This is a genomic window from Pseudomonas sp. NLJ1 (assembly GCF_049486705.1).
GTDB classification, from domain to species: Bacteria; Pseudomonadota; Gammaproteobacteria; order Pseudomonadales; family Pseudomonadaceae; genus Aquipseudomonas; species Aquipseudomonas inefficax.
Genome location: NZ_CP137735.1, coordinates 3,561,426 through 3,584,595 on the forward strand (window position 1 = coordinate 3,561,426; position 23,170 = coordinate 3,584,595).

21 protein-coding genes are annotated in these 23,170 nt (G+C 62.9%); 13 read left to right on the forward strand and 8 right to left on the reverse strand.

From position 1 onward, the window contains the following. Positions 1-25 precede the first annotated feature (25 nt). The gene (locus tag R9B85_RS16110; RefSeq protein ID WP_207879782.1) at positions 26-3,856 is read right to left on the reverse strand and encodes a sensor domain-containing protein; all 3,831 of its coding nucleotides are present in this window, start codon (positions 3,854-3,856) and stop codon (positions 26-28) included. A 247-nt stretch (positions 3,857-4,103) separates the two neighbouring features. Here R9B85_RS16110 and R9B85_RS16115 point away from each other — a divergent pair, with 247 nt between their 5' ends. From R9B85_RS16115 to gdhA, 3 genes are all read left to right on the forward strand, one after another. After that, positions 4,104-4,517: a hypothetical protein gene (locus R9B85_RS16115; RefSeq protein ID WP_112251931.1), complete on the forward strand. Its 414-nt coding sequence runs from the start codon at positions 4,104-4,106 to the stop codon at positions 4,515-4,517. Positions 4,518-5,097: 580 nt separating this feature from the next. Further along, positions 5,098-6,765: an energy-dependent translational throttle protein EttA gene (gene ettA, locus R9B85_RS16120; protein WP_085601695.1), complete on the forward strand. Its 1,668-nt coding sequence runs from the start codon at positions 5,098-5,100 to the stop codon at positions 6,763-6,765. 314 nt (positions 6,766-7,079) lie between these two features. Next, the gene (gdhA, locus tag R9B85_RS16125; protein ID WP_112251932.1) at positions 7,080-8,420 is read left to right on the forward strand and encodes an NADP-specific glutamate dehydrogenase; all 1,341 of its coding nucleotides are present in this window, start codon (positions 7,080-7,082) and stop codon (positions 8,418-8,420) included. A 122-nt stretch (positions 8,421-8,542) separates the two neighbouring features. On the opposite strand, the gene R9B85_RS16130 is transcribed toward gdhA, so the two are convergent. The 4 genes from R9B85_RS16130 to R9B85_RS16145 all read right to left on the reverse strand — a co-directional run bounded on the left by R9B85_RS16130 (position 8,543) and on the right by R9B85_RS16145 (position 12,120). After that, entirely contained in the window at positions 8,543-9,040 is a 498-nt protein-coding gene (locus R9B85_RS16130; RefSeq protein ID WP_423770367.1) for a GreA/GreB family elongation factor, read from the reverse strand. A 67-nt stretch (positions 9,041-9,107) separates the two neighbouring features. Beyond that, positions 9,108-9,464 carry a hypothetical protein gene (locus R9B85_RS16135; protein ID WP_207878432.1) on the reverse strand — a complete coding sequence of 119 codons (357 nt, stop codon included), beginning with the start codon at positions 9,462-9,464 and terminating at the stop codon, positions 9,108-9,110. Between the two features lie 239 nt (positions 9,465-9,703). Then, positions 9,704-11,557 carry a DUF4105 domain-containing protein gene (locus R9B85_RS16140; protein WP_112251935.1) on the reverse strand — a complete coding sequence of 618 codons (1,854 nt, stop codon included), beginning with the start codon at positions 11,555-11,557 and terminating at the stop codon, positions 9,704-9,706. A gap of 74 nt (positions 11,558-11,631) precedes the next feature. After that, positions 11,632-12,120: a DUF3015 domain-containing protein gene (locus R9B85_RS16145; protein WP_112251936.1), complete on the reverse strand. Its 489-nt coding sequence runs from the start codon at positions 12,118-12,120 to the stop codon at positions 11,632-11,634. A gap of 253 nt (positions 12,121-12,373) precedes the next feature. Between R9B85_RS16145 and R9B85_RS16150 the strand changes: the two genes are divergently transcribed. The 5 genes from R9B85_RS16150 to R9B85_RS16170 all read left to right on the forward strand — a co-directional run bounded on the left by R9B85_RS16150 (position 12,374) and on the right by R9B85_RS16170 (position 17,161). After that, positions 12,374-14,812, forward strand: a complete 2,439-nt coding sequence (locus R9B85_RS16150) for a Lon protease family protein (RefSeq protein WP_207878434.1) — start codon at positions 12,374-12,376, stop codon at positions 14,810-14,812. A 161-nt stretch (positions 14,813-14,973) separates the two neighbouring features. Further along, complete coding sequence (locus R9B85_RS16155) at positions 14,974-15,312, forward strand: hypothetical protein (protein ID WP_003247487.1); 339 nt, start codon at positions 14,974-14,976, stop codon at positions 15,310-15,312. 194 nt (positions 15,313-15,506) lie between these two features. Continuing rightward, positions 15,507-15,995 (forward strand): TIGR00645 family protein, encoded by a 489-nt coding sequence (locus R9B85_RS16160; RefSeq protein WP_003247486.1) that lies wholly within the window; start codon positions 15,507-15,509, stop codon positions 15,993-15,995. Between the two features lie 157 nt (positions 15,996-16,152). Beyond that, positions 16,153-16,458 carry a DUF6482 family protein gene (locus R9B85_RS16165; protein WP_085626988.1) on the forward strand — a complete coding sequence of 102 codons (306 nt, stop codon included), beginning with the start codon at positions 16,153-16,155 and terminating at the stop codon, positions 16,456-16,458. Between the two features lie 85 nt (positions 16,459-16,543). Continuing rightward, positions 16,544-17,161, forward strand: a complete 618-nt coding sequence (locus R9B85_RS16170; protein ID WP_025337633.1) for an FKBP-type peptidyl-prolyl cis-trans isomerase — start codon at positions 16,544-16,546, stop codon at positions 17,159-17,161. A 142-nt stretch (positions 17,162-17,303) separates the two neighbouring features. Here the strand turns inward: R9B85_RS16170 and R9B85_RS16175 are convergent, their stop codons facing one another. From R9B85_RS16175 to R9B85_RS16185, 3 genes are all read right to left on the reverse strand, one after another. Continuing rightward, entirely contained in the window at positions 17,304-17,549 is a 246-nt protein-coding gene (locus R9B85_RS16175) for a hypothetical protein (RefSeq protein ID WP_112251938.1), read from the reverse strand. Between the two features lie 84 nt (positions 17,550-17,633). Beyond that, positions 17,634-17,975, reverse strand: a complete 342-nt coding sequence (locus R9B85_RS16180; protein ID WP_016713349.1) for a zinc ribbon domain-containing protein YjdM — start codon at positions 17,973-17,975, stop codon at positions 17,634-17,636. Between the two features lie 187 nt (positions 17,976-18,162). Beyond that, positions 18,163-19,131 carry a polyprenyl synthetase family protein gene (locus tag R9B85_RS16185; protein ID WP_112251939.1) on the reverse strand — a complete coding sequence of 323 codons (969 nt, stop codon included), beginning with the start codon at positions 19,129-19,131 and terminating at the stop codon, positions 18,163-18,165. Between the two features lie 244 nt (positions 19,132-19,375). Between R9B85_RS16185 and rplU the strand changes: the two genes are divergently transcribed. The 5 genes from rplU to R9B85_RS16210 all read left to right on the forward strand — a co-directional run bounded on the left by rplU (position 19,376) and on the right by R9B85_RS16210 (position 23,071). Continuing rightward, the gene (rplU, locus tag R9B85_RS16190) at positions 19,376-19,690 is read left to right on the forward strand and encodes a 50S ribosomal protein L21 (RefSeq protein WP_003247466.1); all 315 of its coding nucleotides are present in this window, start codon (positions 19,376-19,378) and stop codon (positions 19,688-19,690) included. Between the two features lie 38 nt (positions 19,691-19,728). Then, on the forward strand, positions 19,729-19,986 hold the full coding sequence (gene rpmA, locus R9B85_RS16195) for a 50S ribosomal protein L27 (RefSeq protein WP_003247464.1): 258 nt from the start codon (positions 19,729-19,731) through the stop codon (positions 19,984-19,986). A 188-nt stretch (positions 19,987-20,174) separates the two neighbouring features. Continuing rightward, a complete protein-coding gene (gene cgtA, locus R9B85_RS16200; protein ID WP_112251940.1) occupies positions 20,175-21,401 on the forward strand; it encodes an Obg family GTPase CgtA in 1,227 nt (408 codons plus the stop codon). 85 nt (positions 21,402-21,486) lie between these two features. After that, positions 21,487-22,605, forward strand: a complete 1,119-nt coding sequence (gene proB / locus R9B85_RS16205) for a glutamate 5-kinase (protein ID WP_112251941.1) — start codon at positions 21,487-21,489, stop codon at positions 22,603-22,605. A gap of 22 nt (positions 22,606-22,627) precedes the next feature. Beyond that, on the forward strand, positions 22,628-23,071 hold the full coding sequence (locus R9B85_RS16210) for a CreA family protein (protein WP_181457333.1): 444 nt from the start codon (positions 22,628-22,630) through the stop codon (positions 23,069-23,071). Positions 23,072-23,170 lie beyond the last annotated feature (99 nt).

The following is a 23,170-nucleotide window of genomic DNA, read 5'->3' on the forward strand; positions in this document are numbered from 1 at the left end:
CGATGAGGCCAGTGCAGGCAACGCATCAATGGAACATGAACAACGTCTCGTTGGCGAACTGCGCCTCGAACTGATGCGCCGGCATCGGCCGCCCGAACAGGTAGCCCTGCACCTCGTCGCAACCATGCTCGCGCAGGAACTCCAGCTGCTCGTGGGTCTCCACCCCTTCGGCGATCACCGCCAGGTTGAGGCTGTGGGCCATGGCGATGATCGCCCGGGCAATCTGCGCATCCTGCTCGCCTTCAGGCAGGCCGTCGACGAAGGTGCGGTCGATCTTCAATACGTCGATCGGGAACTGCTTGAGGTAGTTCAACGACGAGTAACCGGTGCCGAAGTCGTCCACCGCGATGCTCAGGCCGAGGTTTTTCAGGCTGGCGAGAATCTGCATGGCTTCGTTCACTTCGCGCATCAGGATGCTTTCGGTCAGCTCCAGCTCCAGGCATGCCGGTGGCAGGCTGGTTTCTTCCAGAATGGTGGCGATGCGCGTGCCCAACTGGCCGTCGGAGAACTGCCGCGCCGAGATGTTCACCGACACCTTGGGCACGCGCACCTTGGCCTTGTGCCAGGCCTTGAGCTGGCGGCTGGCCTCGCGCAGCACCCAGTCGCCCACGTCCACCACCAGGCCCAGCTCTTCGATCACCGGGATGAAATCGCCCGGCGGCACCAGGCCGCGGGTCGGGTGGCGCCAGCGCAGCAGGGCTTCGGCGCCGGTCAGGCGCTTGCCGTCGCCGCTGAACTGCGGCTGGTAGTAGAGAATGAACTCGTTCTGCTCCATGGCATGGCGCAGGTCGCTCTCCAGCTCCAGGCGTTCCAGGGCGCTGGCGTTCATCTCCGCCTGGTAGAACTGGAAGTTGTTCTTGCCGCGCTCCTTGGCGTGGTACATGGCGGTGTCGGCGTTTTTCATCAGCTGGCTCAGCTCGCTGCCGTCCTGCGGGCTGAGGGCGATGCCAATGCTGGCGGTAACGAAGAACTCGCGGTTTTCCAGCACGAACGGCCGCACCAGGCTGGCAAGAATGTTCTCGGCCACGTGGATGGCGCGGTTGAGTGCCATCTCGCGGGTAGCGCGCGGTTGCAGCAGCAGGGTGAACTCGTCACCGCCCATGCGCGCCACGGTGTCGTCGTTGTCCACGCAGGCCAGCAGGCGCTGGGCCATGTCCTTGAGCATGCGGTCGCCAGCGGCATGGCCGAGGGAATCGTTGATCGGCTTGAAGCGGTCCAGGTCCAGGAACATCAGCACCACCCAGGCCTTTTGCCGCTCGGCCTGCTGCAGGGCGTTGTACAGGCGGTCCTGGAACAACGTGCGGTTGGGCAGGTGGGTGAGGGCATCGTAGTAGGCCAGGCGGTGGATGCGCTGTTCGCTGGCCTTGCGCTCGCTGATATCGGTGAAGAAGCACACGTAGCTGGCCAGGTCGCCTTCATCGTCCAGCACTGCGGTAATACCGACCCAGGCCGGGTAGTGGTCGCCGTCGCGGCGCTTGAGCCACACCTCGCCCTCCCAGCTGCCGCGCTGGAACAGCTGCTTGACCACGTAGCGCAGGTGGCCTTCCTGCTGCTCGTCGACGGTAAGCATGCCCGGCAACTGGTCGAGCACCTCGCTGACGGCGTAGCCACTGACGCGGCTGAACGCTTCGTTGGCCTGGACGATATAGCCTGCCGGGTCGGTGATGAGGATGGCCGAGGTGGAGTGCTCGAATACCGTCGCGGCCATGCGCAGGTCTTTTTCGGCGCGGCGTTGCTGGCTGATGTCGCGGCCCACCCCAAGCACGCCTTCGAAGCGTTCTTCATCGTCCCACACCAGCACCAGGCGCAGTTCGATGGGGATCTTGCGGCCATCGGCGCGCAGGCAGTCGAACAGGAACAGCTGGGTGGGCAACTGGCTGCGCAGCTGGGCCAGCTGGGCCGGGTCGCCCATGGCCTTGCTGACGCGCTCCATCAGGCTGTAGATGCCGGTGAGCTGGGACGGGTTGGCGACGATCGACTGCCAGCCGTTGGTGAAGATCCAGTCGGCCTGGTAGCCCAGCACGCTCTGCACCGAGGGGCTTACGTAGTTGAGCTGGAGCAGCCTGTCGGTGGAGAAGATCACGTCGCTGATGCTTTCGGCGAGCATGCGGTAGCGCTGTTCGCTGTCGCGCAGTGACTGGCTGGCCTCGATCTGCACAGTCACGTCCTTGCCTACGCCGATGATGCGCGTGACCAGGCCGTCGGCGTCACGGGTCAGCACTTGTTCGCGGATGTCGTAGCAGCGCCAGCCGCCATCACGGTGGCGGAAGCGCAGTTGGCAGTGCAGCGGCTGGTCATGGCCGCTGTCGCGCTGTTGCTGGCGCAGCGCCTGGTAGTGCGCGGCGTCCTCGGGGTGCAGCAGCAGCTCCCAGAAGCGGTCGCCCATCTGCGCCAGCTCGGTACGGTCGTAGCCCAGCGTCTGGCCGAGGTGGCGGTTGCTGAAGATCATGCGCTGGCTGAGCACGTCCTGCACGTACAACTGATCGGGCACGGTGCGCACCACGTCCGACCAGAAACTTTCGCGCTCCAGCAGCGACAGCTCCACCTGCTTGCGGCTGGTGATGTCGCTGATGCTGAGGATGACCGCCTGGTAGTCACGGCGCTGCTGCGGCAGGCGGGCCATCAGCCACAGGTGCAGCTCGCCACCCAGCGGCGCCGGCAGGCGTACTTCCAGCTCCAGCAGCGGGCGCTGTTCGATCAGCGCGTCGATCAGTTGCATGCCGATGCTGTCGCGGCCATCGCCAGTGCCGTCGATCAGGCGCTGCCAGGCACCTTCGTGGCTGTCGATGTTCAACAACTGGCGGGCCACCTGGTTGATCTCGGTGATCTTCAGCTCCAGCAGCAGCGAGCGGCGCAGGTTCGGGTCCAGGGCCAGGCTGTGCTTGAGCGCGGCACGGTTGCGCAGGTGGTAGCGGTCGAGTTGGCCGGGCAGGCTGGACAGGTCGAGCACGCACAAGGCCACGCCGGTGCCTTCGAAGATTTCCTGATAGCGCCGGCGGTCTTCCTGCAGCGCCCGTTGGCGGCGGCGCATGTTGATCAAGGCCAGTACCGGCAACAGGGCGCAGAACAGCACCAGCAGGCATTTGCCGAGCAGCGCCGGCAGCAGCTTCTGCTGGGCCAGCTTGGCGTCGAACAGGCCGCGCAACTGCCAGGTACTGTTATCGATGAAGGCCAGCATCACGCTTTGCAGCGGCTCGTTGCTGGTGTCGGCTGGCGCATGGCTTTGCAGTACCTCGCCGTTGCGGCTGTTTTCCAGCAGCCACAGCGGGTGGCCGGCACCATCCAGGTGGAGGGTGAGGGTGCGGTAGTAGTCCGGTGACAGGCGCAGCAGCCAGTAGCCACGGCCCTGTTCGGTGGCCTGGCGTAGCAACAGGTAGAGGGTGCGGTTGTCGGCCGAATTGGTGAAGAAATACGGGCTGCCCTGGTTCAGCCTGAGCAGTTCGTCAAGCAAATGGCGGTCGGGGCTGCCGGCCAGGCTGTCGGCCTGCACCTGCCCGTTGGCGTCCAGCCAGGCCATGCTCTGCAGGGCTGGCAGGCGCTCACGCAGGGTGCCCAGCAGGCTGGGCAGGGCCGAGGGTGTCGGCGGCTTGACGTAGGGCTGCACCACATTCATGGCCTGCTGGGCCTTGAACGCCATGTTCAGGCTCAGGTGGTCAGCCAGTTCGGCGGTGGCGTCCAGGCTCTGTTTGCGCAGGTCGGCCTGGGTATGGTTGAACTGGGCGAACAGTTGCCACAGCAGCAGGCCCAGCAGGATCAGGGCCAGCAGCGCCAACGCACCCTTGATCGACCCGCGCAGCGAGGCGGCGGGCGCCTGTGGCGCGGAACGCAATGACGACGGATGAGTAAGATTGGTCAAGCGTTGATCCTGCGATTGGGCTGGCGATGGCAGGGATGGATCATGCACGGTGTGTGCCGGTGTCTGGTTGCCAGACCGCGGTGGCGCACTATAAGGCCGGACACCCGAAACGAGCTAGCATGCCGAGAATTATGGCAAAGTGCCAGTCGATATGACCGATGGTGCCTGCCCGGTGGTTCGGCAAGCTCCTGCAACCTGTGCGAGAATGCGCCCGCTTCAAATGACAACGCATCGGAGATGTTCGGTTTTGGTTACTCACTTTTCCTCCAATGGCCTCGATTCCGCCTGCGGGCGCAGCAGTCAGACCCTTGTCAGCACTGCCGTGACCGAGGACGTATCCTGCAAGTCTTGCCAGCGTTCGCTGAGCAAACCCGAGGCGGCAGCTGTCGCCAAGAGCAAGAGCCCGTCGCTGGCTGAACTGCGCAAGACCGCCAAGGCGGCAGCAGAGCCGGCAGTTGCCGTGGCCGAGGCCAAGCCGGCGGCCAAGGTCGTCAGCAATGTGCCTGCGGCCGCCAAACCGGCCAAACCGGCCAAGGCTGCCGAACAGCAGCCGGCTCGCAGCGGTGGCTTCAGTGTGAAGTCCGCCTGGGCCGCGCGCCTGGCCGAGCAGGGCGAGCGTTGCCGCTTGCCGCGGGGCAAGGCCAGGCAGCGTCACGTCTGAGCCATCGTTGGCTGCTGTGCCGGCCCTTTCGCGGCTAAAGCCGCTCCCACAGGGATATCACTGCCTTTGAGTTCTGTGCAGTTCCTGTGGGACTCCTCAGGGATATCACTGCCTTTGAGTTCTGTGCAGTTCCTGTGGGACTCCTCAGGGATATCACTGCCTTTGAGTTCTGTGCAGTTCCTGTGGGACTCCTCAGGGATATCACTGCCTTTGAGTTCTGTGCAGTTCCTGTGGGACTCCTCAGGGATATCACTGCCTTTGAGTTCTGTGCAGTTCCTGTGGGACTCCTCAGGGATATCACTGCCTTTGAGTTCTGTGCAGTTCCTGTGGGACTCCTCAGGGATATCACTGCCTTTGAATACTGTGCAGTTCCTGTGGGAGCGGCTTTAGCCGCGAAGAGGCCGGTACAGGCAATAGATTCCCCCCGATCCCACTCCCACCATCCGCCCCTCCTATGCAACGCCGCGCGTTGGCGTAGAATGGTCGACTTTGTTCAATGACACCCCGTAAATACATCCCCCTGGCCAGCGCGCCGGGGCGATCGTCGATGTCTTTACCTATCTGATTAGAGGGCTTGGTTTTGGCTCAATACGTCTACACCATGCATCGGCTGAGCAAGGTCGTGCCGCCGAAGCGGGAAATTCTCAAGAACATTTCCCTGTCGTTCTTCCCGGGCGCCAAGATCGGCGTGCTCGGCCTGAACGGCGCCGGTAAATCGACCCTGCTGCGGATCATGGCGGGCGTCGACAAGGAATTCGACGGCGAAGCCCGTCCGATGCCCGACATCAACGTTGGCTACCTGCCGCAGGAACCGCAACTGGACCCGAACAAGTCGGTGCGCGAAGTGGTCGAGGAAGCGGTCAGCGTGATCAAGGACGCCCAGGCGCGCCTGGACGAGGTCTACGCGGCCTACGCCGAACCGGATGCCGACTTCGACAAGCTGGCCGCCGAGCAGGCCAAGCTGGAAGCCATCCTGCAGGCCGCCGACGGCCACAACCTGGAGCGTCAGCTGGACGTTGCCGCCGACGCCCTGCGCCTGCCCGCGTGGGACGCGCGCATCGAGCACCTGTCCGGTGGTGAGAAGCGCCGTGTGGCCCTGTGCCGCCTGCTGCTGTCGGCCCCCGACATGCTGCTGCTGGACGAACCGACCAACCACCTGGATGCCGACTCGGTGGCTTGGCTGGAGCGCTTCCTGCACGACTTCCCGGGCACCGTGGTAGCCATTACCCACGACCGTTACTTCCTCGACAACGTCGCTGGCTGGATCCTGGAACTGGACCGCGGCGCCGGCATCCCGTACGAAGGCAACTACTCGGGCTGGCTGGAAGCCAAGTCCGAGCGCCTGGCGCAGGAATCCAAGCAGCAGAGCGCCCACGAAAAGGCCATGAAAGAGGAACTGGAATGGGTGCGCAAAGGCGCCAAGGCCCGCCAGTCCAAGTCCAAGGCCCGTCTGCAGCGCTTTGAAGAAATGCAGTCGCAGGAATTCCAGAAGCGCAGCGAAACCAACGAGATCTACATCCCGGCCGGTCCGCGCCTGGGCGACAAGGTCATCGAGTTCAAGAACGTCACCAAGGGCTACGGCGATCGCGTGCTGATCGACAACCTGTCGTTCTCCATGCCTAAAGGCGCCATCGTCGGTGTGATCGGTGGTAACGGTGCCGGTAAGTCGACCCTGTTCCGCATGCTGATGGGCAAGGAACAACCGGACTCGGGCAGCATCGAGATCGGTGAAACCGTGCAGCTGGCCTGCGTCGACCAGAGCCGCGAGGACCTGGACGGTGCCAAGACCGTGTTCCAGCAGATTTCCGACGGTTCCGACATGATCCGCATCGGCAACTACGAGATCCCGTCGCGTACCTACGTCGGCCGCTTCAACTTCAAGGGTGGCGACCAGCAGAAGTTCGTCAAGGACCTGTCCGGTGGTGAGCGTGGCCGCCTGCACCTGGCCCTGACCCTGAAGGAGGGCGGTAACGTCCTGCTGCTCGACGAACCGTCCAACGACCTCGACGTCGAAACCCTGCGTTCGCTGGAAGAAGCCCTGCTGGACTTCCCGGGCGCGGCGATCGTGATCTCCCACGACCGTTGGTTCCTGGACCGTGTGGCTACCCACATCCTGGCCTACGAAGACGACTCGAACGTGGTGTTCTTCGAGGGTAACTACACCGAGTACGAAGCCGACCGCAAGAAGCGCCTGGGCGATGCTGCAGCCCAGCCGCACCGTGTCCGGCACAAGAAGCTGGCCCAGTAAGCCGGTGTTCTGATGCACAGGAATGGGGCCCTTCGCGGCCCCATTTTTGTGCCTGGCTGGAAAGTGGTGTGGGTTTCTTCGCGGGTGAACCCGCTCCCACAGGAAAGCCCACAGTTTTAAACTTTTGCAAAACCCCTGTGGGAGCGGGTTTACCCGCGAAGATGCCATCACTGACGGTTGGTTTGTATACAGTTATAGAAAACGCACCAAATAATTTCAAAAAAACGACATCTCGCCCTATTCCGGTGCGATTGCTTCTTGGTACATTCCTGAAAAAAACCAATAAGTCCAATCCTCTTGGTGAGATGTCTACCATGATCGAATCTGTCGACAATTTCCTCGCGCGCCTGAAGCAACGCGACCCGGGCCAACCTGAATTTCATCAGGCGGTGGAAGAAGTGCTGCGCAGCCTGTGGCCATTCCTCGAGGCCAACCCGCATTACCTGCAGGCGGGCATTCTGGAACGCATGGTCGAGCCCGAGCGCGCCGTACTGTTCCGCGTGTCCTGGGTCGATGACCAGGGCAAGGTGCAGGTCAATCGCGGCTACCGCATTCAGATGAGCAGCGCCATCGGCCCGTACAAGGGCGGCCTGCGCTTCCACCCGTCGGTCAACCTGGGCGTGCTCAAGTTCCTGGCCTTCGAGCAGGTATTCAAGAACTCCCTCACCTCGCTGCCCATGGGCGGCGGCAAAGGCGGCTCGGACTTCGACCCCAAAGGCAAGAGCGATGCCGAAGTCATGCGCTTCTGCCAGGCGTTCATGAGCGAGCTGTACCGCCACATCGGCGCTGACCTGGACGTCCCGGCCGGCGACATCGGCGTGGGTGCCCGCGAAATCGGCTTCATGTTCGGCCAGTACAAGCGCCTGGCCAACCAGTTCACTTCGGTGCTGACCGGCAAGGGCATGACTTACGGCGGCAGCCTGATCCGCCCGGAAGCCACCGGCTACGGCTGCGTGTACTTCGCCGAAGAAATGCTCAAGCGCCAGGACAAGCGTATCGATGGCTGCCGCGTGGCGATTTCCGGTTCGGGTAACGTGGCCCAGTATGCTGCGCGCAAGGTCATGGACCTGGGTGGCAAGGTGGTTTCGCTGTCTGATTCCGAAGGCACGCTGTACGCCGAAGCCGGCCTGACCGATGCCCAGTGGGATGCGGTGATGGAGCTGAAGAACGTCAAGCGTGGCCGCATCAGCGAGCTGGCCGCGCAGTTCGGCCTGGAGTTCCGCAAGGGCCAGACCCCGTGGAGCCTGCCGTGCGACATCGCCCTGCCGTGTGCCACGCAGAACGAGCTGGACGTTGAAGACGCCCGCACCTTGCTGCGCAATGGCTGCATCTGCGTGGCCGAAGGCGCCAACATGCCGACTACCCTGGAGGCTGTGGATATCTTCCTCGAAGCCGGCATCCTGTACGCCCCGGGCAAGGCCTCCAACGCTGGTGGCGTGGCTGTGTCGGGCCTGGAGATGTCGCAGAACGCCATGCGCCTGCTATGGACTGCCGGTGAGGTGGACAGCAAGCTGCACAACATCATGCAGTCGATTCACCATGCTTGCGTGCATTACGGTGAAGAGGCGGATGGCAGCATCAACTACGTCAAAGGTGCGAACATCGCAGGCTTCGTGAAAGTGGCTGATGCGATGCTGGCGCAGGGCGTGGTTTGATTCGAGGCCGTTGGGCCGCTTTGCGGCCCTTTCGCGACACAAGGCCGCTCCCACAGGGAATTGCGTACTCCTGTGGGAGCGGCCTTGTGTCGCGATGGGCTGCAAAGCAGCCCCCAAGGCCCTCAACCTTCACTCATAACCTCAACCACCTCGATCACCTGCTCCCCGACCGGCCGCCGCCAGACCACCTCATCCCCAGGCCCCGCCCCCAGCAAAGCCCGCCCCAACGGCGCCCCCCAGTTGATCAGCCCCCGCCCGGCATCCGCCTCATCCTCGCCCACCAGCCGCACCACATGTTCCTGATCCTGCGTATCGACAAACCGCACCCGGCTACCAATCTGTACCTTGCTGCGGGAAGTCGCCGCCGGCACCACCTGGGCACTCTGCACCCGCGCGCTGAAGTAGCGCAGGTCCCGCTCGGTATCTGCCAGCCTTTGCCTGTCGACCCGTTCGCCCTGGGCCTGCAGTTCGCTGCGCAGGGCATTCAGTTCGGCCACGCGCTCCTGCAGCTGGCGCAAACCACTGGCGGTGACGTAGTTGGGTTGCGCGCTGACCCGTCGCTCGACCGGCTGATCAGCTTGGGCAGCGGCCTGGTCTTCGTTGACGAATGCTCGGCTCATGTGTGGCCTCCTTGTGCAGGAGACCATCATCGCAGGCTGCCGGTTTCAAGGAATGTCCGTTTGCGACTCAGTTGTGGCGATAGGCGCGTGCGGCATCGCGGTCTTTTTCCTGCTCCCAGTCGCGTTCGCGCTGGTCCCAGAAGCGCTCGTGGTACTGGCGCTGTTCTTCGCTGTTCTGCATGGCGTGGCACTGGCGAAAACCGTCGTCCCAGCCGCTTTCGTACTGGCGCTCGTGCAGGTAGCGCGGCACGTCCTTGCGAAAACCACCGACCATCAGCCCCGCCGCCTGGCGGCCGCTGCTGCAGCCGTCCTGGAAACCATCGGCATAGGCGGGGGGATAACCCTGATTGATCATCTGCTCGTGGGTGGTTTCGCAACCAGACAGCAACAACGCCATGCACACGCCGAACCAGTACCGCGACATAACCACAAAACCTCCGGTTGATACTGGAAAGTCTAGGTGGCGTTCTGTCGGGGAACCGTCAAAACAGTGTCAAAGACTCGGTTGGTTCACATAGGTCAGCCGTGATGCGGTCATTTGTGGGAGCGGCCTTGCGTCGCGAAAGGGCCGCAAAGCGGCCCCGGCAATTCTGCATGAGTGCAACAATCTGGGGGCGCTTCGCACCCCTTTCGCGACGCAAGGCCGCTCCCACAAAGTCCGCTTCAGTAGTGATACCACTTCAGCTCAAGCATCACCTCGTTCTGCGCCGTAGCCAGGTGGCTGAACTCCCGCGAAGCACTCAACCGCACGCCCAGGTTCTGGCTGATCTCCCACTGCTGGTTCAGGCTCACACTGCGCCGCACCTCACCATTGGCGAAATAATCGCCCTTGGCCTCAAGCGTCATGTTGCCCAGCCCGTTGCGCCACAGCAGCCCGCCATTGAAGCCCGCCGCCGGGGCGATGAACTGGGCAAAATCATTGTGGTGCTCGACCCGCACCGTGCCCAGGGCAAAGCCCAGCAACCCGTCGGCCAGTTGCCAGGTGCCACCGGCCCCGCCGTTCACATGGCTCACCAGCACTTCGTCATCGTGCTTGCCCGGCACGCGCTCAAGCCCGCCGGCCACCTGCCACGACCAAGGCTTGAGCAGCTCGTTGCGCGGCGTCAGCGAGCGAATGGTGGCCAGGTCCAGGCGCTGTACCTGCCAGTCATTGCCTTCGTACTGGCGCAGCTTCAGCTGCAGGATCTCGATCTGCGCACCCAGCGGGAAGCCATAGGCGTTGTCATTCAGGTCGTGGTAGGCCATGCGCAGGCCGTACTCGGCGTAGGCGCGGTCTTCGCGGGTGCCCACGCCCAGCTGCCAGGTGCGCGAATCATGGCCGTCCTCGGGCAGGCCCGGGCGCTCGATCTGCAGGGGCGGTGGCGGGTTGCTGTTGATTGCCCGCAGCAGTTCGAAACTGCGCTTGGCCTGCCCAGGGTCGCGCTCCTGGCCATTGGCGCGGTAACGCTCCAGGCGGTACGCGGCATCCTGCACCAGCGCCTGGCGCTGGCGGGGGAGGGCCTTGAATTCGGGGCTCTGCAATTGCGCGGTGTCGGCGCTTACAGCCAGCACCTGGCGCTTCTCGTCGTGATCAAGCGGCTCGGCCCGGGCCAACAGTTCGCGTTCGCGAGAAGGGCGGTACGTTTCGCTGGCGACCATGCCGGACTGCTTCACGGCCTTCACCGTGTCGGTCGGGATCGCGGTCAGCGGGAACTGCGACGTCAGGTCCAGGCTCGGGCGGGCCACCTGCAGCAGTTCCAGCAGGCGATACGAGCAGTTCTCGTCGAAGAAGAAGTAGTCGAACTGGATCTGCTTCAGCTCCCACACATGTTCGACCATGCGCCCGGTTTCTTCCGGGGTCAGGTCCAGCTGGTACTCCCACAGGTCACGGTTTTCCAGGCTGCGGTATTCGGACAGTTTTTCCTGGTAGGGCATCAGCGCGAACAGGCCCGGGTAGCCGCCCATCAGGCCTTTCCAGGCATACAGGATGCTGTTGTCGCTGCCTTCGATGTAGGCGCCGAAGTTGATCGCGTAGCTCAGCAGCGTGGTGTCGTCGCTGCGGGTGTTGGACTGGTCGATGCGCAGCAAGGTGTGGCCGAACATCGATGACGGGCTGTTCAGGTAGGCCGCCGGGAAGATCAGCGCCGCACTGTGCGGGTCGATCGACTGGTACCAGGTGGTGAATTCCTGGCAGTTTGGTTGTGGCAAATCCTGCAGGTCGAGCTGTTCGCGCAGCCAGCGGGTGCGCGCCGGGAACACGCACTGGGCATGCTTGTCGCCGAGGTTGGCCGGCGCGTACAGCGCTTCGACCGTGGCTTGCAGCTCCTGATCGGGGTGGTGCGCGCCGTCCTCGGCAAGGAAGAACGCCTCATCGTCCACGTAGCTGCGCCAGCCACCCAGCTTGGCGGTTTCGTAATGGCCCAGGGCAATCCAGTAAGGGGTGTTGGCCAGTTGCTGGACACGGCCTTGGTCCAGCACGGGCGCGGCATGAACAGGGGCGCAGGCACACAGCGCCAGGGATACGAAGCGTTTGAGCATGTCGGGCAACTACTTCTGAACGATGCCGAAAAAAGGCGAAACCCGCCCCGGAACCGGGGCGGGAGCAGCTGCACTCAGGCCTCGGTTGCGTATTTGGCCAGGCGTGGGTCGTTCTTCAGAACGGCCAGGGTGTTGCTGTGGACGGTTTCGGCAGTGACGTCGGCGCTGCTGAAGATCTGGTTGAAGTGCTGGTGGGTGACCGACGCGAAGTAGCCACGGTCTTCCGGAGCCACACCGAGGACCACGGCATAGGTGGTCAGCGCTTCACCCTGGCCCATGGCCATGTCTTCGGACAGTTCGTTCATCATGCCATTCATGGCGAACCAGGACTTACCGCCGTAGGTCAGCGACGCCCTGGTCGAGCAGCCGTTGGTGCCGGAGGTCATGCCGAAGGTGGCGTTACCGGAGGTGCCGTTGGTGGTGGAAGCCAGGAAGTGTGCCGGAGTGCCGCGCTGGCCTTCGAACAGCATGTTGCCCCAGCCGCAGTTCGGGCCGCCTGGCGCTTCGGCCATGGCATTGATCGAGACCACGGTGAACAGAGTACCCAGAAGAATCCGTTTCATAGCATTTGTTCTCTATTTGACTTAACCAAGGGTCAGGGTTTCTGGCAACTCGGTTGCCAGGTCGGGAAAGCTTTTCACCCACCCGCGCAGCTTGGAGTTTAGGCACGATCTAAAGGTTGCGTTGTTGATTGCGAAAAATTTGCTGTTCCATGACCCGCTTCGGCTGCGACATAAAGTCCTGCGGAGCCTTGCAAGGCGCGCGCGGGCAGCGCCAGAATGCTGCGTATCTGCCCCGCCGAAGTAAGGAAACCCAATGCCCGATCCTGTCGCTGCGCGCCTGCGTCTCGCGCCTGAAGCCCTGACCCGGCGTTTCTCCCCCGAGCAGTTTGCCTTTACCCATACCGACGATCTGGAGCCGTTTCGCGGAGTCCTGGGCCAGGAACGTGCTGTCGAGGCCCTGCAGTTCGGCGTGGCCATGCCGCGCCCTGGTTACAACGTGTATGTGATGGGCGAGCCCGGTACCGGCCGCTTCTCGTTCGTCAAGCGCTACCTCAAGGCCGAGGGCAAGCGCCAGCAAACCCCTTCCGACTGGGTCTACGTCAATCATTTCGACGACACCCGCGAACCGCGTGCGCTGGAATTGCCGTCCGGCAGCGCCGGGGCGTTCATCGCCGACATGAACGGGCTGATCGACAACCTCTTGTCGACCTTCCCGGCGGTGTTCGAACACCCGTCGTACCAGCAGAAGAAAGGCGCCATCGACCGTGCCTTCAACCAGCGTTACGACCGCGCCCTGGATGTGATCGAGCGCGCCTCGCTGGAAAAGGACGTGGCCCTGTACCGCGACGCCAGCAACGTTGCCTTCACCCCGATGGCCGACGGCAAGGCGCTGGATGAAGCCGAGTTCGCCCAGTTGCCGGAAGAGGTGCGCGAGCAGTTCCACGAAGATATCGCCCTGCTCGAGGAACGCCTGAACGAAGAGCTGGCCAGCCTGCCGCAATGGAAACGCGAGTCGAACAACCAGCTGCGCCAGCTCAACGAAGAAACCATCACCCTGGCCCTGCAGCCGTTGCTGGCGCCGCTGTCGGAGAAGTACGCCGAGAACGCTGCCGTCTGCGCCTACCTGCAGTCGGTGCAGCTGAACCTGCTGCGTACCGTGGTCGAGCAACTGGTCGAAGACAGCAAGACTGACGCTGCCGCGCGCAAGCTGCTGGAAGAGCAGTACGCCCCAAGCCTGGTGGTCGGCCACCACGCCGACGGCGGTGCCCCGGTGGTATTCGAGCCGCACCCGACCTACGACAACCTGTTCGGACGTATCGAATACAGCACCGATCAGGGCGCGCTGTACACCTCGTACCGCCAGCTACGCCCGGGCGCGCTGCACCGCGCCAATGGCGGCTTCCTGATCCTCGAAGCCGAGAAGATGCTGGGCGAGCCGTTCGTCTGGGACGCGCTCAAGCGCGCGCTGCAATCGCGCAAGCTGAAGATGGAGTCGCCGCTCGGCGAGCTGGGCCGGGTCGCCACCGTCAGCCTGACGCCGCAGATGATCCCGCTGAACATCAAGCTGGTCATCATCGGTTCGCGCCAGCTGTACTACGCGCTGCAGGACCACGACCCGGACTTCCAGGAGATGTTCCGGGTGCTGGTGGACTTCGACGAAGACATGCCCATGGTCGATGAGAACCTGGAGCAGTTCGCCCAGCTGTTGCGCACCCGCACCAACGAAGAAGGCATGGCGCCACTGACCAGCGACGCGGTGGCGCGCCTGGCCACGTACAGTGCCCGCCTGGCCGAAAACCAGTCGCGCCTGTCGGCACGTATCGGCGACCTGTTCCAGCTGGTCAGCGAAGCCGATTTCATCCGCCAGCTGGCCAGTGACGAAATGACCGACGCCGGGCACATCGAGCGTGCGCTCAAGGCCAAGGCCACCCGCACCGGGCGTGTTTCGCAGCGGGTGCTGGACGACATGCTCGCCGGCATCATCCTGATCGACACCGAAGGCGCGGCCATCGGCAAGTGCAACGGCCTGACGGTGCTGGAAGTGGGCGATTCGGCGTTCGGCATGCCGGCGCGTATCTCCGCCACCGTGTATCCGGGTGGCAGCGGTATCGTCGACATCGAGCGTGAGGTCAACCTCGGCCAGCCGATCCACTCCAAAGGTGTGATGATCCTCACCGGCTACCTGGGCAGCCGCTATGCCCAGGAGTTCCCGCTGGCGATCTCGGCGAGCATCGCCCTGGAACAGTCCTACGGCTATGTGGATGGTGACAGCGCCTCGCTGGGCGAAGCCTGCACGCTGATCTCGGCCTTGTCGCGCACGCCGCTCAAACAGTGCTTCGCCATCACCGGCTCAATCAACCAGTTTGGCGAAGTGCAGGCAGTGGGCGGGGTCAACGAGAAGATCGAGGGCTTCTTCCGCCTGTGCGAGGCGCGCGGCCTGACCGGCGAGCAAGGGGTGATCATCCCGCGTGCCAACGTTGCCACGTTGATGCTCGACGAGCGCGTGCTGCAGGCGGTGGAGAACGGCATGTTCCACGTGTACGCGGTCAGCCAGGCCGACGAGGCGTTGAGCTTGCTGGTGGGCGAGGAGGCCGGTGTGCCGGATGACAAGGGCCAGTTCACCGAAGGCAGCGTCAACGCCCGGGTGGTTGAGCGCCTGCGTGAGATCGCCGAGATGATCAGCGAGGAAGAAATCGAGAAGGCGGAGAAAGAGCGCCTGGAAGAGGTGATCGCCCAGGCCAAACCGGCCTGAGTCAATAAACCGGCGCTGGCGGCGATGTGCTACCGTTCAGCGCCGGTTTTCCATCTTTCTATACCGTTCTTCTATGCTGGAACTTAAGGACGGTATCAGCGTTCAGGATGGAAACAGCCTGAGGTTCAGGCTGAACAAGGCTTATTGGAGGGGGCGCGGCCATGCGCAATCTCAGCCTCACACGCCAGTGCCTGGGCCTGGTGACCCGCATCGAATGCAGCATTCGTCCGCTGGCCGGGGACAACGGCATGTGGACACTGCTGTTCGCCGCCGGCATGGCCGGTGAACAACCCTCCGCGATCAAGGCCCAAGGGCCGTTCCATGGGCCGCTGGTGGCCGAATCGGTGCTCAATGCCATTGTCGACAGCCTGACCTTGCATGGCTATCAGGTGGCCGAGGATCCGCAGATCTGGTGCTTGCATTTGCAGGCGCAGTTGCGGCGGATCAATGGTGAGCGTTGCCGGAACCTGGGGGATTACCAGTTTCATCCTGAGACCTGATTGAGGCCGGGGGCCGCTTTGCGGCCCATCGCGACACAAGGCAGCTCCTACAAGGGACCGCGATCTCTTGTAGGAGTGGCCTTGTGTCGCGATGGTCTGCAAAGCAGCCCCCATTTCACCGGGCTTTTGCTGTAACAGGTGGCTGGCTATACTCGCCGTCGCTTTTTTAGTCACCTGATGAGTCCCGACACTCCATGGAACGTATCCTCGAAAACGCGATGTATGCCTCGCGCTGGCTGCTCGCCCCTATCTACTTCGGCCTGTCCCTTGGCCTGCTGGCCCTGGCGCTGAAATTCTTCCAGGAAGTGGTTCACGTCCTGCCCAACGTCTTCGCCCTCAGCGAAGCCGACCTGATCCTGGTGATCCTGTCGCTGATCGACATGTCCCTGGTGGGCGGCCTGCTGGTGATGGTGATGATCTCCGGCTACGAGAACTTCGTCTCGCAACTGGACATCGACGAGAGTAAGGAAAAGCTCAACTGGCTGGGCAAGATGGACTCTTCGTCGCTGAAGATGAAGGTTGCCGCGTCGATCGTGGCCATCTCGTCCATCCACCTGCTGCGTGTGTTCATGGATGCGCAGAACATCTCCACCGATTACCTGATGTGGTACGTGATCATCCACATGACCTTCGTGGTCTCGGCATTCTGCATGGGCTACCTGGACAAGCTGACCAAGCACTGAGCCTTCAGGCCTCTTCGCGATCCCTGTGGGAGCGGGCAAGCCCGCGAAGAGGCCGGTACGGTCCACCTGACGAGCGGCGTCAGTCATGCCTTGTGCATTCGTCCATTCTGTACAAAAAATGAGCTCTCATGCGTGGTTCTCATCGCGAGGTGCTTTCATGAACCTGCATCAGCTCAACACCGAGGCCAGGGCTGGCCATGTCGACGAACTGAACCTGATCGCCATCGAAGGCGGTGACTACCTGCTCGAGGCCCGGATCAAAGGCCACGCCCACCCCCTCTCAGACCCCCGTGGTGAACGCCTGCGCGTGCACTCGGTGGAGGATGCGCGCAAGTTGCTGCAAACCATCCCCATGGTCTCGATGAACCTGGTGCACTGGTCGGTGCAGGACGAAATGTGCGGCATGGGCACGCACCCGGAAGAAGACTTGAAGGTGCCGATTTCCCAGCGCTCGGCCTGGTAGCTGCTCGCAGCGCCCCAGTATGCTAGGCTGCTCGCCCTTTTCATCAAGGGCGCGGCTTCACTGCGCCCTGCAGTGGAGCACGACAATGTCCGAACTCAACCTGTCCACCGACGAAACTCGCGTCAGCTACGGCATCGGCCGTCAGCTGGGCGGCCAGCTGCGCGACAACCCGCCACCAGGCGTCAGCCTGGAAGCCATCCTGGCCGGCCTGACCGACGCCTTCAACGGCGCCGACAGCCGCGTCAGCGAAGCCGACCTGTCGGCCAGCTTCAAGGTCATCCGCGACGTGATGCAAGCCGAAGCAGCCGCCAAGGCTGAAGCCGCTGCTGCCGCTGGCAAGGCATTCCTGGTCGAGAACGCCAAGCGTGACGGCATCACCACCCTGGCTTCGGGCCTGCAGTTCGAAGTACTGACCGCTGGCGAAGGCGCCAAGCCGACCCGCGAAGACAACGTGCGCACCCACTACCACGGCACCCTGATCGACGGCACTGTGTTCGACAGCTCCTACGACCGTGGTCAGCCGGCTGAATTCCCGGTAGGTGGTGTGATCGCTGGCTGGACCGAAGCCCTGCAACTGATGAATGCTGGCAGCAAATGGCGCCTGTACGTGCCGAGCGAGCTGGCCTACGGCGCCCAAGGCGTTGGCAGCATCCCGCCGCACAGCGTGCTGGTGTTCGACGTCGAGCTGCTCGACGTTCTGTAATGCCGCTGGGGCCGCTTTGCGGCCCATTCGCGGGCAAGCCCGCTCCCACAGGTACAGCGCAGGATTCAGATGCTGTGGAGTCCCTGTGGGAGCGGGTTCATCGTGGCGACGAACCGCCGCGAAGAGGCCGGCCCTGCCAGCCTCAATTCCAGTCTGTTCCCCCGGGGCGCAACGCCCGCGCATAGCAGAACAGAAACAGATTCCGCACCAGCTCCTTGAGCACCCCCGGTTCACTCGAATTCAGCCCGCTCATGTCCAGGTCGCCCAGGTCACGCAGCTCGTCGAGCGCTTCTTCTTCAAGCACCGCGCACACTTCACCGGTTTCCCGATGAAGAATGCGCAGGTAGGGGTGAGGGCGGTCCAGCCAGGCGTCGATCAGATAAGTCATGGCTATTCTCCTTGGATAGCAGTCCCAATGAGAATAATTCTTATTATCTGAATAGCAAGCGCCAATTGGCGGTTTTAAGAAAAATCAGACCTTGCGTACGAATTCGGACTTCAGCTTCATGGCGCCGATGCCGTCGATCTTGCAGTCGATGTCGTGGTCGCCGTCGCACAGGCGGATGTTCTTGACCTTGGTGCCGACCTTGACCACCAGGGACGAGCCCTTGACCTTGAGGTCCTTGATAACGGTGACGGTGTCGCCATCCTGCAGGATGTTGCCGACCGAGTCCTTCTTCACCACCTCGTCGCTGGCCGCTTCGGTGTCGCCGCTGGCCGACCACTCGTGGGCGCATTCAGGGCAGATCAGCTGAGTGCCATCCTCATAGGTGTATTCGGAGTTGCATTTCGGGCAGGGTGGCAGAGTGCTCACTTCGGTTCCTCAAACAAACAGACGGGCGGTTGAAAACCCGAATTGTAAAAGGTATTTCTGCGAAAGTGATTATGTCCGGACAAAAGCTTCGCGGGTAAATCCGCTCCCACAGGTACAGCATAGGCCCAGAGCCCTGTGATATCCCTGTGGGAGCGGGTTTACCCGCGAATGAAGGCGACTCGGTCTATCAGTGAGTACGCGCGACCGCAAACTCGCTCAGCTCGACCAGCGCATCCCGGTATTCGCTGGCTGGCAGCACTTCCAGGCAGGCGATGGCACGCTTGACGTAGTCACGCGCCAGCTCCGCCGTGTACTTCAGCGCACCCGACTCTTCTACCGCCACGCGAATCTGCTCCAGGTCTTCCAGGCCACCTTTCTGAATGGCCTGGCGCACCAGCGCAGCCTGTTCGGCAGTGCCTTCGCGCATGGTGTAGATCAGCGGCAGGGTAGGCTTGCCTTCGGCCAGGTCGTCACCGACGTTCTTGCCCAGTGTCTGCGAGTCGCCCTTGTAGTCCAGCAGGTCGTCGACCAGCTGGAAGGCCACGCCCAGGTGGTCGCCAAAGGTGCGCAGGGCCTCGCGCTGTTCGTCGGTTGCCTCGGCCAGCGCGGCGGCGCTGTGGGTCGACGCTTCGAACAGCATCGCGGTCTTGCCGCGGATGACCTCCATGTAGACTTCCTCGGTGGTGCTGGCATCGCGTACCCGCGACAGCTGCAGCACTTCACCTTCGGCAATCACGCGGGTGGCCTTGGACAGGATCTGCATGACCGGCATCGAGCCCAGTTCGACCATCATCTCGAACGAGCGCGAATAGAGGAAGTCGCCCACCAGCACGCTCGGTGCGTTGCCCCACAGGGCATTGGCGGTGGAGCGGCCACGGCGCATGCCGGACATGTCGACCACGTCGTCGTGCAGCAGGGTGGCGGTGTGCAGGAATTCGATGGTGGCAGCCAGCAGGCGCAGGTCGTCGCCTTCGCGGCCCAGGGCCTTGCCACACAGCAGCACCAGCAGGGGGCGCAGGCGCTTGCCACCGGCGGACGTGATATAGTCGCCGATCTTCGATACCAGCGGCACGCGCGAGGTCAGCTGCTTCTTGATGATCTCGTCGACGGCGCTGAAATCATCAGCCACCGCGCGGTAGAAGGATTGGGGTTGCATCGGCTGCTCCAGTGAGGTTGCGCGGCATGCTAGGTCGCGGGTCCCGGCGTGTCAAGGCGCGGTGCCAGCGCGCCGGGGGCGGTACTTGCAAGCAAAACCGCGGTTGCGTACAATCGCGCACCCTAACTTCCTGGGCAGCACCTGCCTTACGCAATTGCGCCGGGCCGTTCCAGCCCTGTGCAGCCATGCCAGCCAATACTCATCATATAAAGCGCTGGGTGAGCAGGATTATCGGAGAAATACCATGTCTTACGCAGTAATCGTTACCGGCGGCAAGCAGTACAAAGTCGCTGAAGGTGAATTCCTCAAGATCGAAAAACTGGAAGTCGCCACTGGCGAATCCGTGACCTTCGATCGCGTCCTGCTGGTCGCCAACGGTGAAGAAGTCACCATCGGTGCTCCAGTTGTTGCTGGCGCTAAAGTAGTGGCCGAAGTCGTTTCGCAAGGCCGCCACGACAAGGTTCGCATCATCAAGTTCCGTCGTCGTAAGCACCACATGAAGCGTATGGGCCACCGCCAGTGGTTCACCGAGATCAAAATCACCGGCATCCAGGCTTAATCCCCTAGATCCCCTGAATTTATTTGGAGAATTGAACCATGGCTCACAAGAAGGCTGGTGGTAGTACTCGTAACGGTCGCGACTCAGAATCGAAACGCCTTGGCGTGAAGATGTATGGCGGCCAGGTTATCAAGCCAGGCAACATCATCGTCCGTCAGCGCGGCACCGAATTCCACGCTGGCTATGGCGTTGGCATGGGCAAGGATCACACCTTGTTCGCCAAGATCGAAGGCGTGATCAAGTTCGAGAAAAAAGGCGAGTTCATGCGCCGTTACGTGAGCATCGTCGCCGCTTAATCGCGACGTCGCTCCAGAAGCCCCGTCACGCGACGGGGCTTTTTCGTTTGTGGTGAGCCTCTTGCAAAGCTGTTTGTATGGGCTGCCGGCGTGAGTTTCTACGGTCGTACGGGGCCGCCGCGCTCATTTTTGCAAGAGCCTCATGTTTTTGAGTCATTCAGCTCGTCTACCGACGAGAGGCGGTTTTAATGAAGTTTGTTGACGAAGTATCCATTCGGGTCAAGGCCGGTGACGGCGGCAACGGTTGCATGAGCTTCCGTCGCGAGAAGTTCATCGAGAACGGTGGCCCCAACGGTGGTGACGGTGGTGATGGTGGTTCGGTGTACATGATCGCCGACGAAAACCTCAACACCCTGGTCGACTATCGCTACACCCGTCACCATGAGGCCCAGCGTGGCGCCAACGGTGGCAGCACCGACTGCACCGGCAAGAAAGGCGAAGACCTGTTCCTGCGTGTGCCGGTCGGTACCACCGTGATCGACGCCTCCACCCAGGAAGTGATCGGTGACCTGGTTACCCCGGGCCAGAAGCTGATGGTCGCCCAGGGCGGCTGGCACGGCCTGGGCAACACCCGTTTCAAGTCCAGCACCAACCGTGCGCCGCGCCAGACCACCCCTGGCAAGCCGGGTGAGCAGCGTGACCTGAAAATGGAAATGAAAGTGCTGGCCGACGTCGGCCTGCTGGGCCTGCCGAACGCCGGCAAGAGCACTTTCATTCGCTCGGTTTCGGCCGCCAAGCCGAAAGTGGCCGACTACCCGTTCACCACCCTGGTGCCGAACCTGGGTGTTGTCAGTGTCGACCGCTGGAAGAGCTTCGTCATCGCCGACATCCCCGGCCTGATCGAAGGTGCTTCCGAAGGCGCTGGCCTGGGTATCCGCTTCCTCAAGCACCTGGCGCGTACCCGCGTGCTGCTGCACCTGGTGGACATGGCGCCGCTGGACGAAAGCAGCCCGGCCGATGCCGCCGAAGTCATCGTCAACGAGCTGACCCGCTTCAGCCCGTCGCTGGCCGAGCGTGAGCGCTGGCTGGTGCTGAACAAGGCCGACATGGTCATGGACGACGAGCGCGACGAGCGGGTCAAGGAAGTGGTCGAGCGCCTGCAGTGGGAAGGCCCGGTCTACGTGATCTCGGCCATCTCCAAGCAGGGCACCGAAAAGCTCAGCCACGACCTGATGCGCTACCTCGAAGACCGCGCCGACCGCCTGGCCAACGACCCGGCCTACGCCGAAGAGCTGGCCGACCTCGACCAGCGCATCGAAGACGAAGCCCGCGCCCAGCTGCAGGCCCTGGACGACGCCCGTACCTTGCGCCGTACCGGCGTCAAGAGCGTGCACGACATCGGCGACGATGACGGTTGGGACGATGATTTCGAGGACGACGAAGACGGCCCGGAAATCATTTACGTGCGCGACTGACCGGTTGCAGTACACTAAACGCCGCTCTTTGGAGCGGCGTTTTTGTATCCACGGTATCTACAGATTCGACATAGGTTGGAAGAAGATGCGAAGCAAGGTGACGGGCGCCAAGCGCTGGGTCGTGAAGATTGGCAGTGCTCTGCTGACCGCCGATGGCAAAGGCCTCGACCGCGGTGCCATGGCCGTTTGGGTCGAGCAGATGGTTGCGCTGCGTGAGGCAGGCGTGGAGTTGGTACTGGTCTCCTCCGGGGCCGTGGCTGCCGGCATGAGCCAGCTGGGCTGGACGTCGCGACCGAGTGCGATGAACGAGCTGCAGGCGGCTGCCTCGATCGGCCAGATGCGCCTGGTGCAGGCTTGGGAGTCGAGCTTCGGCGAGCACGGCAAGCACACCGCGCAGATCCTGCTGACCCACGACGACCTGTCCGACCGCAAGCGCTACCTGAACGCCCGCAGCACCCTGCGCACGCTGGTCGACCTGGGCGTGGTGCCGGTGATCAACGAAAACGATACCGTGGTCACCGACGAGATCCGCTTCGGCGACAACGACACCCTGGCGGCGCTGGTGGCCAACCTGGTCGAGGCTGACCTGCTGGTGATCCTTACCGACCGCGATGGCATGTTCGACGCCGACCCGCGCAACAACCCCGAAGCCCAGCTGATCTACGAGGCCCGCGCCGACGACCCGACACTGGACGCCGTAGCCGGCGGTACCGGCGGTGCCCTGGGCCGTGGCGGCATGCAGACCAAGCTGCGCGCCGCGCGCCTGGCAGCCCGTTCCGGTGCCCACACCATCATCATCGGTGGCCGCATCGAGCGCGTACTGGATCGCCTCAAGGCTGGCGAACGCCTGGGTACCTTGCTGTCGCCCGAGCGCGGCATGCTTGCGGCGCGCAAGCAGTGGCTGGCTGGCCACCTGCAGACCCGTGGCACCCTGGTACTGGATGCCGGTGCCGTGCAGGCGCTGCGTCAGGCCAACAAGAGCCTGCTGCCGGTTGGCGTGAAGACCGTGCAGGGCAGCTTCCGTCGTGGCGAGATGGTGGTGTGCGTCGGCCCGGACGGCCTTGAAGTGGCGCGCGGCCTGGCCAACTACAGCGCCCTGGAGGCGCAGAAGATCATCGGCCAGCCGTCGGATGCCATCGAAAGCATCCTGGGCTATATCGCGGAGCCCGAGTTGGTGCACCGTGACAACCTGGTTCTGGTCTGAGGACGTGCGCGTGCTGAAAAGGATGATTGCCGTGGCGGCACTGGCGTTGCCGATGCTGGCCGGGGCCGAGGAAATCGGCCAGGTGTCCACCGTGTTCAAGTTCCTCGGGCCGAATGATCGTATTGTGGTCGAGGCGTTCGACGACCCCAAGGTCGAGGGCGTGACCTGCTACCTGTCGCGGGCCAAGACGGGCGGCGTGAAGGGTGGGTTGGGGCTGGCGGAGGACCGGGCGGAGGCATCGATTGCCTGTCGTCAGGTCGGGCCGATCAGTTTCAAGGGTGAGCTGAAGGATGGCGAGGAAGTGTTCAAGGAACGCACCTCGCTGGTGTTCAAGACCATGCAGGTGGTGCGCTTCCTCGACAAGAAGCGCAATACCTTGGTGTACCTGGTGTACAGCGACCGCATCGTCGAAGGTAGCCCGCAGAATGCGGTGACAGCGATTCCGATCCTGCCTTGGGCGCATTGATCGCCTGACAGATCGCCGGGAGGCCTTTGGCCTCCATCGCGACACAAGGCCGCTCCTACAGGGAACGCGAATCCCTGTAGGAGCGGCCTTGTGTCGCGA